General features: G+C 53.0%; 13 protein-coding genes. 8 read left to right on the top strand and 5 right to left on the bottom strand.

The window, feature by feature from the left end; all coding sequences use genetic code 11:
• The first annotated feature begins 2 nt into the window (after positions 1-2).
• A complete protein-coding gene (locus MHI42_RS07180) occupies positions 3-1,349 on the top strand; it encodes a glycoside hydrolase family 30 protein (RefSeq protein ID WP_342423306.1) in 1,347 nt (448 codons plus the stop codon).
• A 112-nt stretch (positions 1,350-1,461) separates the two neighbouring features.
• On the opposite strand, the gene MHI42_RS07185 is transcribed toward MHI42_RS07180, so the two are convergent.
• Positions 1,462-2,574: a glycosyltransferase family 2 protein gene (locus MHI42_RS07185; RefSeq protein ID WP_342423307.1), complete on the bottom strand. Its 1,113-nt coding sequence runs from the start codon at positions 2,572-2,574 to the stop codon at positions 1,462-1,464.
• Positions 2,575-2,749: 175 nt separating this feature from the next.
• On the opposite strand from MHI42_RS07185, the gene MHI42_RS07190 reads away from it, so the two are divergent.
• The 3 genes from MHI42_RS07190 to thiD all read left to right on the top strand — a co-directional run bounded on the left by MHI42_RS07190 (position 2,750) and on the right by thiD (position 6,046).
• Positions 2,750-3,292, top strand: coding sequence for an RNA polymerase sigma factor (locus tag MHI42_RS07190; protein ID WP_171719715.1), 543 nt, complete (start codon positions 2,750-2,752; stop codon positions 3,290-3,292).
• A complete protein-coding gene (locus MHI42_RS07195; protein ID WP_342423308.1) occupies positions 3,289-4,758 on the top strand; it encodes a DUF4850 domain-containing protein in 1,470 nt (489 codons plus the stop codon). Before MHI42_RS07190 ends, MHI42_RS07195 begins: the two co-directional genes overlap by 4 nt.
• 475 nt (positions 4,759-5,233) lie before the next feature.
• Positions 5,234-6,046, top strand: coding sequence for a bifunctional hydroxymethylpyrimidine kinase/phosphomethylpyrimidine kinase (gene thiD, locus MHI42_RS07200; RefSeq protein WP_171719713.1), 813 nt, complete (start codon positions 5,234-5,236; stop codon positions 6,044-6,046).
• A gap of 122 nt (positions 6,047-6,168) precedes the next feature.
• On the opposite strand, the gene MHI42_RS07205 is transcribed toward thiD, so the two are convergent.
• The 3 genes from MHI42_RS07205 to MHI42_RS07215 all read right to left on the bottom strand — a co-directional run bounded on the left by MHI42_RS07205 (position 6,169) and on the right by MHI42_RS07215 (position 8,513).
• Complete coding sequence (locus MHI42_RS07205; protein ID WP_042136074.1) at positions 6,169-7,074, bottom strand: hypothetical protein; 906 nt, start codon at positions 7,072-7,074, stop codon at positions 6,169-6,171.
• A gap of 84 nt (positions 7,075-7,158) precedes the next feature.
• On the bottom strand, positions 7,159-7,680 hold the full coding sequence (locus MHI42_RS07210) for a GNAT family protein (protein ID WP_342423309.1): 522 nt from the start codon (positions 7,678-7,680) through the stop codon (positions 7,159-7,161).
• Positions 7,677-8,513, bottom strand: coding sequence for an AraC family transcriptional regulator (locus tag MHI42_RS07215; RefSeq protein ID WP_342423310.1), 837 nt, complete (start codon positions 8,511-8,513; stop codon positions 7,677-7,679). Before MHI42_RS07215 ends, MHI42_RS07210 begins: the two co-directional genes overlap by 4 nt.
• Before the next feature lie 117 nt (positions 8,514-8,630).
• Here MHI42_RS07215 and MHI42_RS07220 point away from each other — a divergent pair, with 117 nt between their 5' ends.
• Both MHI42_RS07220 and MHI42_RS07225 read left to right on the top strand, forming a co-directional pair.
• A complete protein-coding gene (locus MHI42_RS07220) occupies positions 8,631-10,094 on the top strand; it encodes an alpha-L-fucosidase (protein WP_342423311.1) in 1,464 nt (487 codons plus the stop codon).
• 40 nt (positions 10,095-10,134) lie between these two features.
• The gene (locus MHI42_RS07225) at positions 10,135-11,028 is read left to right on the top strand and encodes a choline kinase family protein (protein ID WP_342423312.1); all 894 of its coding nucleotides are present in this window, start codon (positions 10,135-10,137) and stop codon (positions 11,026-11,028) included.
• A gap of 30 nt (positions 11,029-11,058) precedes the next feature.
• Here the strand turns inward: MHI42_RS07225 and MHI42_RS07230 are convergent, their stop codons facing one another.
• Positions 11,059-11,880 (bottom strand): AraC family transcriptional regulator, encoded by an 822-nt coding sequence (locus MHI42_RS07230; protein ID WP_342423313.1) that lies wholly within the window; start codon positions 11,878-11,880, stop codon positions 11,059-11,061.
• A gap of 201 nt (positions 11,881-12,081) precedes the next feature.
• Here MHI42_RS07230 and MHI42_RS07235 point away from each other — a divergent pair, with 201 nt between their 5' ends.
• Positions 12,082-15,195, top strand: coding sequence for a glycoside hydrolase family 2 TIM barrel-domain containing protein (locus tag MHI42_RS07235; protein ID WP_342423314.1), 3,114 nt, complete (start codon positions 12,082-12,084; stop codon positions 15,193-15,195).
• Positions 15,196-15,854: 659 nt separating this feature from the next.
• A complete protein-coding gene (locus MHI42_RS07240) occupies positions 15,855-16,829 on the top strand; it encodes a phosphotransferase (RefSeq protein ID WP_342423315.1) in 975 nt (324 codons plus the stop codon).
• The last annotated feature ends 1 nt before the right edge of the window (position 16,830 follow it).

A 16,830-nucleotide genomic window follows, 5' to 3' on the forward strand; every position in this document is an offset into this window, starting at 1 on the left:
TTATGAGCAGCCCTACAGTCCGCGTGATCCAGACAGCCAAAGAAACCGGTGACCGGTTAACAGAATTACAGCCTCTGTCCTTCCGGGCCGATTCCGAAGAGAAGGAAATGGAGTTAATTAATATTTATGAGGATTTGGAATATCAGGAAATTGAAGGCTTCGGCGGTGCGCTGACGGAAGCCTCTGCAGTCACGCTGGCCAAGCTTAGTCCGGAGAAGCAGCAGGAAATAATCGATGCCTACTTCCATCCGGAGCACGGAATCGGCTACACCCTGTGCAGATCACATATCCAGAGCTGTGACTTCTCAACAGGCAACTATGCTTATGTAGATGGCGTTGACCCGGAGCTGGCTACTTTCAATATCTCCAGAGATCAGGAGTCGATACTTCCGTTAATCAAACGTGCGGCTGATGCTGTGGGCGGGAGCTTCCGGCTGTTCTCCTCCCCATGGAGCCCTCCGGCCTTCATGAAGACGAACGGCGAGATGAATAACGGCGGCAAGCTGAAGCCGGAATACCGGGAAGCCTGGGCTAATCTGTTCGTGAAATACATTCAGGCTTACGCTGAAGCCGGCATCGATATCTGGGCGGTCAGTGTGCAGAATGAAGCCAAAGCCAAGCAGATCTGGGATTCCTGCATTTATACCGCTGAAGAAGAGAAGGATTTCGTACGCGATTATCTCGGTCCTGCCCTGGAAGCAGCCGGCCTCAGCCATGTCAAAATCATGATCTGGGATCATAATAAGGAACGGGTCTATGACCGGGCGAAGACCGCTTTCAATGATCAGGAGGCGGCAAAATATATCTGGGGCATCTGCTTCCACTGGTATTCCGGTGACCACTTCGAAGCCTTGAGCGCTGTACATGAGCGTTTTCCTGACAAAAAGCTGTTCTTCAGCGAAGGCTGCCAGGAGGGCGGCGTACACCTCGGCTCCTGGAACACCGGTGAACGTTACGGCCATGATATTATCGGCAACCTGAACAACTGGATGTCCAGCTGGACAGACTGGAATATCGTCCTTGATGAGCAGGGCGGCCCGAACCATGTGGGCAACTTCTGCGATGCGCCGATTATCGGCGATACTGTGCAGGATGAAGTAATCTATGAGAGCTCGTTCTATTACATCGGGCATTTCAGCAAGTATATCCGTCCGGGCGCCGTCCGTGTGGGCAGCTCCAGATATACCGACAAATTCGAAACTACGGCGTTCCGCAATACAGACGGCACTTATGCCGTGGTCGTACTCAACCGCACGGACAGCGGGCTTCCATACACCCTGCATTTCCGGGATCAGCTGGCGGAGGGTTCAATTCCGGCCCATGCGATTCAAACCCTATTGTTCCAATAAAAACACACAAAGGCGCTCCCAAGCTACGGCTTGAGGAGCGCCTTTATTCATATGGGCGGTCTGCATTGATTCGCCGCTTCGCTACCGCTGTTAAGCAACCTTGCTATTCCTTCTACTCCCCGGCGGTCTCCTGCGGCTGCAGCGAAACATATTTGTCCCCCAGAAGCTTCTGGAAGTAGGTCCGGTTGTACAGCATGCTGGGATGACCGGGAAGGTGACGCAGTGCCGTTTCATTGAACATATTAGCCCGTTCATGCTGGCCCAGCCGGTCATAACAGAGTGCGAGCTGCAGATTCGGAATCCAGGTGGCGAAGGCTTCATTCTTCACGCCCATAGACTCTGTCTGCCGCGGCAGCATAACAGCGAGCTCATACCAGTAGATAGCCGGGTGAAGCTGGCCCTGCTCCACATGCCAGGCACCGAGCCGGCAGCAGAACTCGGCACGCGGAGAATCGTACTGGAGCGTCCGGGTAATCGCAGTAAACGCTCCTGCCTTGTCACCCAGCCGCTCCCGGCATTCGGCCAGCCGCAGGCAGGCCTGAATATTATCCTCGATCCAGCCTTGGCCCCCGTTCAGAAACTGCTCATAATATCGGCTGGCCTCCTCATGGATTCCATGATCGCGCAGCTCATTGGCATAATAATATTGATCCCGGGGAGAGAAGACTTCTCCCTCAGCCACCCGCTTGCGGTAGATCCGCAGGTTGCGGTCCGTGTACTCTTTGTCTTTCTCATGGGTAATACAGACGTTACTGCTGTAAGAAGGGCCGTATACCTCCAGGTATTCATGCACCGGTCCGATCCATTTGAACCCGCAGGACCGGCGGACCAGCCGGTTGCGCCGCAGGGACGTAACGACCTTCCCCTCCCCGTCAAAAGCAAGATTATACTGCATGTTCACACTGTCCACATTCTCCGGCAGGGCGTGCTTCAGCTCCCTGAGCCGCGCATGATCCTCATCCTTAAGGTAGTCATCCGCATCCAGCCAGAAGATGTATTCCTTGGTCGCCTTGCTGAAGGCGAAATTGCGGGCAGCCGAGAAATCATCGATCCAGGTAAAATCATATATCACCGCTCCGAAGGTTTCCGCAATCTCCTTTGTTTTGTCCGTCGAGCCTGTATCCACAATGATGATCTCATCCGCAATCGCTCCAATGGAAGTAAGGCAGCGGGGCAGGCTCTTCTCTTCATTGCGGACAATCATGCATAAGCTGATTTCTATCATGGCAGCCTCCTAATCGTTATCCTCCTATATAAATATGCAGCCCCCTCCAATTGGAACTCCCGTTCCTACCCAATCTGCCGCCCGTAATGCCCCCCTATATAATTTTATTCAGCACAAAAGAAACTTTCCGGAGGATGCAGAGGTCAATACAGTAGAGAGAAAAGGGAGGGACCGTATGTACGGTGCAACTAAGGATTCCAATACTATGAACGCCGCCGCGTTAAAGACACTTATGGAAGACTATGGCGAGGATGTATGGAACTATGCCTACTACCTGGCCCGCAGCAGAAGCGCTGCTGATGATATCTCACAGGAGACCTTCATCCGGGCTTATAAATACAGGGATACTTTTCGCGGCGAAGCTTCCGTCAGAACCTGGCTGCTGCGGATTACCCGCAACCGCTGGCTGTCCTACCGCAGCAGCAGCTTCATCCGGCGGGTAACCTTACAAGCTCACGCTGGCAGATCGGGCTCAAGCCCATCCGCTGAAGAGGTGTTTTTGCAGCAATCCTTGAGCAGTGAGGTGTGGAAGGTAGTCCTGCAGCTGCCGCGCAACGCCAGGGAGGTCCTTATGCTCTATGCCCACTACGGACTCAGCATGGAGGAATTGGCCGGAATGCTGGGGATATCCTTATCTGCAGCCAAATCCAGACTGCACCGCGCAAGGCAGCAAGCCAATGAATATTGGGAAAAGGAAAAGGAGTTGAACAGATCATGAGCAAATTACCCGAGGAATGGGAGCAGCAGTTGAAGGAGAAGCCTTTTGAGGGCATGAATTTCACTCCACAAATGCAGAAGAAGGTAGAGCAGCGTGTGGGAGGGTATCAGCCCAAGCGCAAGCGTTATAAGATTCTTGCTTACGCAGCGGTACTGCTGCCGGTCATGGCCATGCTGCTATGGTTCGGTTACAGCGGCCTGGAACCCGGCAAGCTTGCCGGCCGGATAACTCCCCTGGTATCGGAAGCTCCCCCGTCCCGGGAAACCGGAGCTGCGGATTTCTCCCCCGCTCCCACCGGCAATAGCCAAAGCGTTCCAAGCAATGATTATGCGGTTGGCATCCGCAGCATGTATAATGCTGAAGTCCCTTTCCCTTCTGTTGAAGACAAAAGGGCTGAAGTATCGATCCCGCTGACTGCCATCCTTTCCGTTCCCGTTCTGGACGACGGTAACAGTCCTGCACATGTCACTCCGCCCCCGTTGCCCAGAATGACCTTCCCGCTGCCGGCCGGCATGGAAGACAAGCTGCAGGCGGCCCTCGTCTTCCAGGGCGATACCGGCAGTGCTTATATCCTGCTGGCCCCTGCCGGCTGGAAAGCTTCGGCTATAACTGGAGCCAACGGCTCCCTGGGGGCGACGTTTGAGGACCCGGAAAATCCGGGGCAAACTTTGCAATATTCCGATAATGCCTGGGGCTGTCAGGGCTGTGCAGTCGGCAGCATCGGGACCTATTTCCCCGGAAAGGCAGAATGGGCGGATGAGTATGGATTGACCATTATTCCTCCTGCGTTCACCGAACAGTATATGGCGGGAACCGGAGGAGCGGATGCACGCACTGTGCGGTATTCTCTGCCCGCGGAAGCCAGCGGATATGAAACAGCCGGAACAGCCTACTACAATGAAGGCGAATGGGGATATCTGTTCCGCAAGCTGGAGATGACCACCTCTTCAGCCTTTGACGGGCAGGATGTGATTGACAGCATCCAGGGATTTTTTGCAGCCAATCATGGCCCGCTCCTCCTTCCTGCAGTGCAGAATCCAGAATCTGCCGCAGGCAGTGCAGAGTATACTACGCAGTCTCTCTACCTGGCGCTGGAACAGCGGGGCATGCAGCTCAGTCTCGTCCCGGATACCACAGAGCTCATGTTCAACAAGCAGCTGGCCGGCGTCTGGCCTGAAGAGCTGCTGATCGATAAGACCGATACACCGGCCCGGCCGGACCGGTTGTCCGTCTATACCTACGCTGACAGCCTGGAATGTGCCGAAGGTCTGGCTGCGTTGAAGCTGGAGATTAACCGTACGACAAATGATGGAGGAGCTCGGATATACCCTCATGTCTTCAGGGGAGGGAAATTCCTAGTGGTGTATTGGATGGGCGGGGACAGTGCGGAACCCTACGTTTATGACAAGGCCATCAAGCTGGCGCTGCGCAGCCTCGAAGGCAGCTCCGCCTCTGAAACGGACTGAGATTCCGCTAAATTACCGAATAAGACAGATTTTCCCGATAAACAGACTGAGATTCCGTTATTTGACTGCGCATCCCTCAATTCATGCCCGATTGAACAAGATAAGGGATTCTCAGTCCGCTTCAGCCTCAAAATGTGATTATTGCGGGAAATAAGGTCCTCTCAGTCCGATTCACTATCCTGCCAACATATTGCCGGCCTTTTGCTCCCGCACCACCTATCCCGGCTGCACACATAGGTTAATCTCAATTCTTATCTTTGAAAAAAACACTGTCATGCGGACAGCTAGAGTGTTTTTTGTTATAATGTCGTAGAGCAAGTGGAAACGGCGTTGCCGTCCTTTTAAAGGACGGTACCGTTTCAGCGAGAAATAGAAGGATAAGTTATCGTGTGAAACATATAAACGCTTATATTTTTAAACAGTTGCACCCAAAACAGGCTCCATACCATTCATATACAAAAAGGGGACGTTACCTTTGTCAAAAATCATCAAAACCTTAACTATTGCCGGCAGTGACTCCAGCGGAGGCGCAGGCATTCAGGCTGACCTCAAAACCTTTGAGGAATACGGCACCTATGGCTTCAGCGCACTGACTACAATCGTTACCATGGACCCCGACCGGGGCTGGCACCATAATGTATATCCGATCGATGCCGCAATCGTTGCAGAGCAGCTCAAAACGATCTTCGCCGGCGGTCCCGTAGACGCGATGAAGACCGGTATGCTGGGCAGCGTGGAGATCGTGCAGGTTACCGAGCAGGCAATCAAGAACAATCTGCAGACCAATGTGGTTATTGACCCGGTGATGGTCTGCAAAGGCGAAGATGAAGTGCTGAATCCGGAGAGCGCCAATGCGATCCGCGATCTGCTGCTGCCTCTGGCTACTGTAGCGACACCGAACCTGTTCGAAGCCGGTGTCCTCTCCGGACTGGGCAAGCTGACTACTCTTGAAGAGATGAAAGAAGCGGCCCGCCTGATCCATCAGCTCGGCACCAAGAATGTTGTCGTCAAAGGCGGCAAGGCACTGGGCGGCGACATGGCGATCGATATCTTCTTCGACGGCAGCGAATATCTCGTTCTGGAGACGGCCAAGATCGAACCCGCCCACAATCATGGAGCCGGCTGCACCTTCGCTGCCGCTATTACCGGCGGCCTGGCTAACGGTTTGTCGGTGAAGGAAGCCGTGGTGAAAGCGAAGGACTTCGTGTCCGCAGCCATCCGCAACGGTTATGCCTTCAACCAGTATGTCGGCCCTGTATTCCACGGCGGCTACCGTCTGGAGAACTAGGAACAGCCAGTCTGCCGGATCACGGCGCAGCAGCAAAAAACCTCTCTTCGGGAATGGGTGTGAACATCCATTGGAAGAGAGGTTTTTTGTTATTTTCAGAGATGCTGATCTCTGTATTCTATTTACTTCGCGGCTTGTTCCTCCGCAATATGCTTCACAAACTCAATCGTCTTATCCTTATTGTCTTCGCCAAGCACACCAATGATGATCGATTTCACATTGTAGTCAATGGGCAGCGCAGAGATAAACGGAGAATCCATAATATTCACACCATACAGCTCGCGCTTGCCGGTATCTTCATTCGTTCCCCATCTCATACGTGTATCGTCAGCAGCCAGCTTGCCGTCCGCCGTAATGGGTTCGAGATTCTGGAATCCGGCCTGTCCGCCGATCCACTCGATGGTCGCATCATCCATAATGACGATATCCGGCCGGTTGGCCGCCAGCTCAACCACAGCCTTCTGCATATGGTTCATATCCAGCGTATCAGCGCCTTCCCCTGTCTTGGGCAGATACACAATGGTCGCCTCTACCCGCTTCCACTGCGGATAAGCGTCAATGACCGCTTGTTCCAATGCCGCTGTATCCCCGCTGCTGTCCTTGGCCCCGAAATTACCCACGAACATAATGGTCGCATCCACCGGCGGCAGCGAAGCAAGATACTGTCTGTGCTGATAGTTATCATACAGTGCCTTCCCGCCAAAAATCAGCACAAGCACTGCGACGATGGATAGGATAACATGCGTTTTGTAGAGCCGCATAAAGCGTTCCCATTTGCTTGCAGTCCCGGAGAAGCGCCCGTATTTGGCGAGTCGCTGGTCTTCAGCTTCCTGAATCTCCTGCTCGTCCCAAGTATCCAGAATAAGCTTGTACGCCTGGAAATCCGCTTCATAGTCCGCTATTTCTTCATCCGTAGAAAGGGTCCGTCTGCGCTTCAGGAGCAAATCGAACCGCTTGTTCAATTCCTCTCTGGTTACGGTTTCAGTTAATCCTAGCCGCGCGTACGCTTGCTTCAAGTTATCGTTCACATTCAGTTCTCCTTTGATATGTATGATGCCATAATTCTATTTTAACAGACTTCGCCCTGTATTCTCCACTCTGGCTATAGATGCTCAGAACAGGCCCGGCGTCTCCATCAGCAGGAACTCCGTTTCGCTGTCTCCATACCGGTTGATGAAGCTCTGCCCAGGCAGGAAACCCGCCTTCTTATACACGGCAATAGCCCGGAGATTAAAGGCCGCAACCGACAACCGGAACCGCTTCGCGTCATAGGTCCGCTGTGCAAACTTCATACCCGCCTGCAGAAAAGCAAGCCCTTTTCCAGCGCCGGTCAGGTCCGGCCTTAATCCCAGTCCGATATCAAGCGCTGTTCCATCCAGATAATATCCCAGCTCTACCCCTCCTCCCACCTGGGCATTCCTTCCGTAACAGAAGAATCCGGCCAGTTCCCCCTCCGCACTACGTACGCTGAAGTAGGAGCCGTCCATCAGCTCTTCGATATCCTCCGTTCCAGCAGAATCATCCAGCATATTGTACAGAGAATATGGCGGTTCGTATTTCCAGTTCAGAATCTCTCTGGCTGCCGGCTCATCCATTAACCGGATCTGATAACCGCTATATAGGTCGCTGATCATAGTTTAACGCCTCCAGTTTCCTGTTTCCTGAATTCTGTAGGTGCAAGCCCGGCATGCTTCTTGAATTGCCTGGAGAAATAGAACAGATCGCCGAAGCCGAGCTGGTCGGCAATCTCGCTGACCGAACCGGAGGTGGTTGCCAGCAGGTCTTTCGCTTTTTCAATCTTTTGCCGGGTGATGTATTGGATGGGGGGCACGCCGATCTGCTGCTTGAACAGGCGTATGAAGTAATTAGGGTGCATATGCGCAATTTCGGCAAGGTCATGAATGGTAATATTGTGTTCGATATTCGCAGCGATGTATTCCAGAACGGCTGTCAGCTTCCGGGCGGAGCCCAGATTCTTATAAGAGATTTCATCCAGCCTGAGGTTCATGATGTAATAGGAGATCAGCTCCAGCAGCTTGCTCTTCGCCAGCAGCGGGGCATATATAGCGTCCGATTGGGCACTCCCGGTAATCCCTTTGAACGCCGCCTCGACAGCAGCAGGATTCTCCGGAATGCATACATGGCTCATCTCCAGGATACGGAACAGATTAATCTCTCCGACCTTGGCGCTGAAATGACACCAGTACTTGAGAAAAGGTCGTTCGCTGATGCATGAGTAGGACTGCTTCACCCCCTCAGGCATCAGAATCAGCTCCCCCGGCTGCGGATAATATTCCTTATCCCCGATCTTCAGCCAACCTTCACCGCCGCAGATGTAATAGAACTTGCTGTAGTCCGGAGTATAGTCCAGATCCCTCCACTGTGTGGTGCACTGGTTATAATCCGCCATGAGCAGGTCGACCTTCAGATTGGATAAATAGCTGGTAAGCAATGCTTGATGATCCATCGTTCAGACCGCCTTAAAGGTTATTTTTGTACATCAGAAAGTTAATCCCGTACATTCTTAATCCCCCTGCGGCCCGGTACAATGAAAGCGTTATATTAATCGCAGGAGGATGAGAAAATGACTATGAATATGACTGATTATTTGCACCTTATCGACGAGACCATTAAGAACGGCCCCTATAAGGATGATTGGGATTCTCTAAGTATGTATGAGGTGCCGCAGTGGTACCGCCAGGCCAAATTCGGCATTTTCATTCACTGGGGGCTGTATTCTGTCCCGGCCTTCAGTAACGAGTGGTATTCCCGCAATATGTATATCCAAGGCACGAAGGAATATGAGCATCATCTGGCTGTCTACGGGAACCACAAGGATTTCGGTTATAAGGATTTCATTCCCTTGTTCACGGCTCAGCAGTTCAACCCGGACGAGTGGGCTGCCTTATTCCAAGCCTCCGGCGCCAAGTATGTCATTCCCGTTGCAGAGCATCATGACGGCTTCCAGATGTATAAAAGCGCTGTCTCCCATTATAACACGTACGAGATGGGGCCCGGGCGGGATATTCTCGGCGAGCTGAAGGCCGCCTTCGGGAAGCATGATCTGGAGCTGGGCGTCTCCTCCCACCGTGCGGAGCACTGGTTCTTCATGTCCCACGGCAAAGAGTTCGAGTCCGATATCCATGAGCCGCTGGAACGCGGCGATTTCTACTGGCCGTCCATGCCGGAACCTGATCATCATGATCTCTACGGCTCTCCCCCGTCTGAAGTGTATCTGGAAGACTGGCTGATCCGCTGCTGCGAGCTGGTTGACCAGTATCAGCCTAAGGTCTTCTATTTCGACTGGTGGATTGAGAATGCTGTATTCAAGCCGTATCTGAAAAGATTCGCCGCCTATTACTACAACCGGGCTGCTCAGCGGGGAACTACGGCTGCCATTAATTACAAACATGATGCCTTCATGTTCGGCACAGCCATTCCCGATGTAGAGCGGGGGCAATTCGCGGAGCTGAAGCCGTTCTTCTGGCAGACGGATACAGCAGCCGCACGAAACTCCTGGTGTTATACGGAGAATAATGACTTCAAATCCGCAGGGGAGATCATCCGCGACCTGGTGGATATCGTCAGCAAAAACGGCAATCTCCTGCTGAATGTGGGGCCGCGGGCTGACGGCAGCTTTGCCGATGAAGATAAAGCGATTTTGGCTGCTATCGGCGGCTGGCTGGGCACAAATGGCGAAGCCATCTATGAGAGCTCTTTCTGGCGCACGTTCGGTGAAGGGCCGACACGCATTGAAGAGGGACAGTTCACCGACGGCAGCGCCAAGGTGTTCACCCCTGAGGACATCCGCTTCACCGTGAAGGGAAGCTGCCTGTATGCAACCGTCCTGGTATTCCCTGAGGATGGCGCTGTGCGCATTACATCACTAAGGGAGAAATCCCCCTATTTCGAGGGTATCATCCAGAAAATTTCCGTGCTCGGTTTCGATGAACAGCCTGCCTGGGAGCGGAATGCAGAAGTGTTAACGATCCGCACCACAGCGGTGGCCAGCGCCCTGCCGGTTGTGTTCAAGCTTGAACTTGCCTGATCTTTGCCTACTACTCTTCACAACGGAAGGAATAACCAGCATGAGCGGATGGACTGAAGCCATGAAGCAGATTATTGAGGAAGAATTGAAGTGGGATATCGCGGATACAACCATTGAATACCAGCAGGATGGCTTGACGAATCAGAATTATATTATTACGAACGGTATCCGTAAGCTGGCTCTGCGCATAAGCGGCGGCAATGCGGACAGGCTTGGCATTAAGCGGGAAGCAGAGCTTGCCGCTATGCAGGCGGCGGCAGACCTAGGGATAGGCGCAAAGGTAGTGTATTTCTCCACGGAGACGGGTCATATGGTCACAGAGTTTATTGATGGCGTGAAGTGGACCGACGCGGATGCCGGCACCGATGTGAATATGAAGCGGATCGCCGATAATTTGAGGAAAGTGCATGCCCTGCCGCCGGTTCCCTATACATTCTCGCCTTATCAGGATATTACGGACCGGATACAATTTGCCGTCCGGCATCAGCTCGGTCTTCCCGGAGATCTGGACGAGTTCCTGGAGAAGCTTGCGGCCATTCAGCAGGACAGGGCGTCAAGCTCACAGCAGCAGCTGGGGCTGTGCCATAATGATCCTTTTGCAAACAACTTTCTGGATGACGGAACGGTGCGGCTGATTGACTGGGAATATGCGGGAATGGGCGACATCATGTTTGATCTGGCATGTGTCTGCTCGGCGTATTCCCAGCCACAGAAGGAAACCTTCCTTGCCTGCTACTTCGGACATTATGATGCGGATACCCTGCATAGCCTCGAACAGATGTCTTACGTGGTCACCTTCTGGAATGCGATGTGGGCAGTGCTGCAGACGTTTGACCCTAAGCCGGTTGTTGAATCCGCAGCGTCTGCCGGGCCGGCTGCAGATTACCGTCAAATCGCGGATTGGATGTTCGCCCGGCTGAGGGAGAGTGTGTGATACGGATACGAATCCGGAGCCTGGCGGCCCCTAATCCAGACCATGCAGGCGCCTCCACTCTTCGGGCTGCATACCGGTCAACCGCTTGAACACAGCACAGAAATAGCTGACATTCTCGAACCCTGCCCGCTGGGCGATTTCATAGACTCTCTGCCCTCTGCTGCTGAACATGAGCTGTTTGCTCCGGTTCACCCGCTGTTTGTTAATGTAGGCGACCGGCCGCTCGCGGACGGTGCGCTGGAATAGCCGGCACAGATACTGCGGCGACACTTCAGCCACCTCGGCCAGCTCCTTCAGCAGCAGCGGACGGTGCAGGTGGAGCTCTATATATTGCAGCACCGGCTTCATCCGCTCCAGCTCATTATCCTCATTCGAGGCCGGGAGCAGGCTGCGTTTCAGATCCAGAAGCAGCGAGTACAATAACTTCGAACGTTCCAGATTATCCTGAAGCTCATTGCCGTATGAAAGGGAAAGCATCTCCTCCAGCGGTTGCAGGATGGGCTGCGCTCTTAAGCTCCCCATTCCTGACTCACGTATACCGGCATAGAGCAGCATCTGGGCCGCTTCCCGCCCGTTAAAGGAGATCCAGGCCAGCTCCCATTCCCGGCTCAGCGGTGCATACGAATGGGGAACATCCGGATAGAGAAAGAAGATATCCCCGGGACCGGCAACATAGGATTTATCCCGGATCTGCAGCTCTCCCTTGCCTCCAAGCACCTGGTGCAGCTGGTAATCGGGAAACCCCGCCGGACGCTCCGTCTCTTCCTGATGCTCCCAGTACCCGATGGTCGTGGCATAGAGCGGCAGCGGAAGCGTTTCTTCCATTTCGCTGAAGATCATTGTACTTCTCACTGGCGTCCCACCTTTCTGTAAAAACCCAGCGCGTTCTAACCGCCGGTATTCCTGTCCCGCCTCTTCATCATAACGGCCCGCAGTTTCAAATTCCAGTCCAATCTTGTTTCATATTTTGTTATATCCGATGAATATCATTATATATACCCCAGTCATTCTCCATTCTATAATATGAATATAACAATATAAGGAGATGTTAACTTGCGCCATAAGCTCTCATACCAGCAGCCTGCAAACGGATATCCGGAGTGGAATAATAATCCTGAGCTATTTCAATTGAACCGGTTAGACGCGCATGCCTCCATGATGTCTTTCCCGGCAGTGGCTGAAGCCCTGCAGGGAACTAAAGAAGCCTCCTCCCGTTATCAATCCTTGAACGGAACCTGGAAATTCGCATTCGCCGAGACTCCAGAAGCGCGGATTAAGGATTTCTATACCGCCGTTTATGACTCCGGAGACTGGGCGGATATTACCGTTCCCTCCCACTGGCAGTTCCAAGGGTATGATTATCCGCAATATACCAATGTCCGTTATCCATGGGCCGTGTCCGAGCCGGAGCTGAAGCCGCCTTTTGCCCCGACCGTGTACAATCCGATAGGCTCTTATATCCGCACCTTCACCGTACCCGAGACTTGGGGTGGGCAGCCGGTGTACCTCAGCTTCCAGGGGGTTGAATCCGCTTTCTATGTCTGGGTGAACGGTGAGCTGGCCGGATACTGTGAGGACACCTTCACGCCATCCGAATTCGATATTACCGCTTATCTGGTACCGGGTGTCAACAAGCTGGCCGTAGAAGTCTACCGCTGGTGCGATGCCAGCTGGCTGGAGGATCAGGACTTCTGGCGGCTGAGCGGAATATTCCGCGACGTTTATCTGTATACTGCACCGCCTGTGCGGGTTGCCGATTTCTTCGTCCGGACAGAGCTGGACGAGAAGTATACCGATGCGCAGCTGAATGTAAATCTGACGATTGAGAATTATTTTGACAAGGTAATTGAGTCTCATTCAGTACAGGTGCAGCTCTATGACGGTAAGGAACAGCCGCTATGGGATCATCCAGTCTCCGCCTCTGTCGCTTTCGGCCAGGCTGGAGTTCAGCAGCTAGAGCTATCCGCAGCAGTGACGAACCCGAAGAAGTGGAGCGCCGAGAAGCCTTATCTGTATACACTGCTTATTGCTGTATCGGATGATCAAGGGCAAGTGCTGGAAGCGGTCAGCTGCAAAGTAGGCTTCCGTACCTTCGAGCTCCAGAATGGTCTGATGAAGATCAACGGCAAACGGATCGTGCTCAAGGGTACCAACCGTCATGAATTCTCCTGTGACACCGGCCGGGCGCTCTCCAGAGAAGATATGATCACCGACATCAAGCTCATGAAATCGCATAATATCAATGCTGTGCGGACTTCCCATTATCCGAATCAGTCCGTATGGTATGAGCTGTGTGACGAATACGGTCTCTATGTCATCGACGAGACGAATCTGGAGACCCATGGCTCCTGGCAATACGGGCAGCAGGAACTGCATGAGTTCAATGTCCCTGCCAGCCGGCCGGAATGGCGCGCCAATGTCATTGACCGCTGCAACTCCATGATGCAAAGAGACAAGAATCATCCGTCGGTCATCATCTGGTCACTCGGCAACGAGTCCTTCGGCGGCGACAACTTCCTGGCCATGCACGACTATCTGCGGGAAGCCGATCCGACCCGTCTGGTGCATTACGAAGGGATTTTCCATTACAGAGCATCGGAAGCCGCAAGTGATATCGAATCCACCATGTACATCAAACCGGATGATGTTGAGAGATATGCACTGAACCATCCCAAGAAGCCGTATATTCTCTGTGAATACAGCCATGCCATGGGCAACTCCTGCGGCGGTCTGCATCTGTACACCGAGCTGTTTGACAAGTATGAGATCATTCAGGGCGCTTTTATCTGGGACTGGGTCGATCAGGCGATCCGCACTTCTACCCCTGATGGGATAGAATATCTGGCCTATGGCGGCGATTTCGGGGAGAATCCGCATGACGGCAACTTCAGCGGCAACGGCCTGCTGTTCGCTGACCGTACGGTTACTCCTAAGCTGCTGGAGGTCAAAAAATGCTACCAGAGCATTGTCCTCACCGCACTGGATCTGCACACCGGACGTCTGCAGGTTCGCAATAACTTCCTGTTTACGGATCTGGGAGACTATCAGCTGCAATGGAAGCTGGCGCTGGATGGAGAAGCCGTCCAGGAAGGAACGCTGCCTCTGTCCGCAGCACCCGGTGAAACCGCTGAAATTGCCGTTCCGTACGATCACAGCCTGCTTGAAACCGGCAAAGAAGCTGTACTTACGGTCTCGTTCGTCCTGCAGGACGAAACAGCCTGGGCAGGTGCAGGCCACGAAGTCGCCTGGGAACAGTTCATTCTGTCCCCATATATTCCGGCCGGCACTCCTGTTATTCCAGGGAGTAAGCTGCAGGTCAATGAGCAAGACGGGCTGGTGACATTTGCAGGCAGCAGCTTCGGAATATCGTTCGACACGGCATCCGGCGCCCTGGTTTCTTACCAGTCTTCCGGCAAAGAGCATCTGCTTGCACCGGCAAGACCTAACTTCTGGAGAGCGGTAACCGATAATGACCTCGGCAACAAGCATCCCGAGCGCTGCGCAGTCTGGAAGGAAGTCTCTTACAGCCGTCAGCTTACCCGGTTCAGCTGCCGTGTAGAGGGCAGTCTCGGTTTCGTGACCGCTGAGTATCTGCTGGATACCCAGCCGAAGTCCCTGCTGCGTGTTCAATACGAGATCCGCACAGACGGCTCGGTAGAGATTGTTCAGGAGCTTCAGCCGGGCAGCAGCAAGCTGCCGGAGATTCCGGAATTCGGCATGGCCTTCGAGCTGGACAGCAGCCTCGACACCATCTCCTGGTACGGCCGCGGCCCGCATGAGAACTACTGGGACCGGCAGTCCGGAGCTCCGCTGGGACGTTACAGCGGCTCGGTCAGCGGGCAATACACACCGTATCTCCGTCCGCAGGAATGCGGCAACAAGACGGATGTCAGATATGCCTCCATTACTGCAGGCAGCGAAGGTCATGGCTTGCATGTAGAAGGCGCATTGCCTATCGAAGTCAACGCCCTTCCATGGAGTGCCGCTGAGCTGGAAGCCAGCGATCATGGCTACAAGCTGCCTGTATCCGGCAAAACGGTGCTGCGCGTGAACTACAAGCAGATGGGCGTCGGCGGTGACGACAGCTGGGGTGCCCCAACACATGAGCAGTTCACCCTGCCTGCTAACCGTCCGTATTCGTTCCGCTTCACGCTTTCACTTGTGTAAGTTGCCTCACAAGCAGAACAGCGAGGCATAGAAGGATAAGTTAGCATGTGAAACATGTTATATTTCAATAAAGAGGTGTCCCGGCAGCCGGTTCTGCGGCTTGGGACACCTCTTTTCGCTTGCTCATTACCTGCCCATCAACTGCTGAACTAAGCCTCACCGCACGAATAGAGCATCAATCCTCCTCATGCGCCCTGGCGAATAAACTACTCTGCCGGATGCTTGTGAGGTAATAACCATTTTTTAATAATCATGCCCATAATACAACATTCCCCCTATAATTCCGGCCAAAATCATCTTTTGTTGTATGAAATACAACATTTCCCCTTCTCCAAGCGGATTAGCAGCACAATTGTTGTATTTCATACAACAATCTATCCCCACACCCGGGTTTCTGCGAAACCAAGTTGCAATACGTACAACATTTAAGCTTTTACAGTGTAAATTTAAGCACCCGTATTCAGCATTCACTGGTCTATGAAGTTGAACTATCCGGGCAGTAAATGGCCGCGTCCCCCTTCGGTTTCTTAGCAAATATTTATCTTGAATAATCCCTTCACTCCGGTGAAAATAAAGTCATATAGCAGCATTACAGAGATTAAACTAGTGTTAACCCTGAATACATTCATCATTTATATTTCCAGGTGAGGAGATATTATATGTCCGACACAGCCGCAACCATCCGGGATGAAATCTTAGGCTCCATTTCAGAGATTTTCGGGGTGCACGTTACTGAAGCTACGCAGATTGATCAGGGTTTCCTGAATCTGAAATGGAAGCTAGAAAGTGATCACGGACGTTTATTCGTGAAGCAATACAGCAAGATACGTTACCCGGAGCACCTAACCCACGGACTGGAAATTTCATTGACTCATCAGGATCAGCTGCAGCTGCAGGGCATCCCGGTTCCGAAGTTATTTTCACATCAGGGGAAATATGTCTTACGAACGCCTTCGCAGGAACGGTATGTGCTGATGAACCTGTGTGACGGAAGCAGTATTGAGCCGGGCTCGGCAAGTGAGCCCCAAATGTATGCGCTCGGAAGCGTAGTCGGCCGGATGCATAAGCTGCTGAACACGGACCTGACTCCATTGCCCCTGCACTGGAATATACGGACCCAAGAAGCTATGGTGAAGCACTGGGACAAAAGATACCTTCAGGCCACCACCCTTCATAATGGCGAAACGGTTGCAGCGCTTGAGATTCAGCGGAGAATTATTGATGGAATGGATACCGGTATCTTTGCAGACTGCGAACGGGGCTGGGGGCACTGGGATTTGTTCGTCGATAATATTCTGTTCAGCGCCGATGAAGTGGCCGCTATCCTTGACTTCGACAGACTGCATTTCGTGTACCCGGAGTTCGATATATCACGCCCCATCCTGTCCTGCGCCTTGTCAGGCAGCCAGCTCCGGCTGGACCGGGTCCTTGCCTTTGTGACCGGCTACCGTGAGCATATCCCATTATCCGTGGACAAATTGATCCGTTCCATTAAATTAACGTGGTGGAGGGAAGCCGAATGGATTGCGGTTCCCCAAAAGGATGAATTCACACCGCTCATCCGTTTCCGCCACGAAAATAATTGGGTCGCCGCCAACTGGGACCAACTGGAGGATATTTTCGCCGGAATTTGAG

It is taken from the genome of Paenibacillus sp. FSL E2-0178 (assembly GCF_038593005.1).
In the GTDB taxonomy this organism is placed as follows: Bacteria; Bacillota; Bacilli; order Paenibacillales; family Paenibacillaceae; genus Paenibacillus_AQ; species Paenibacillus_AQ phytohabitans.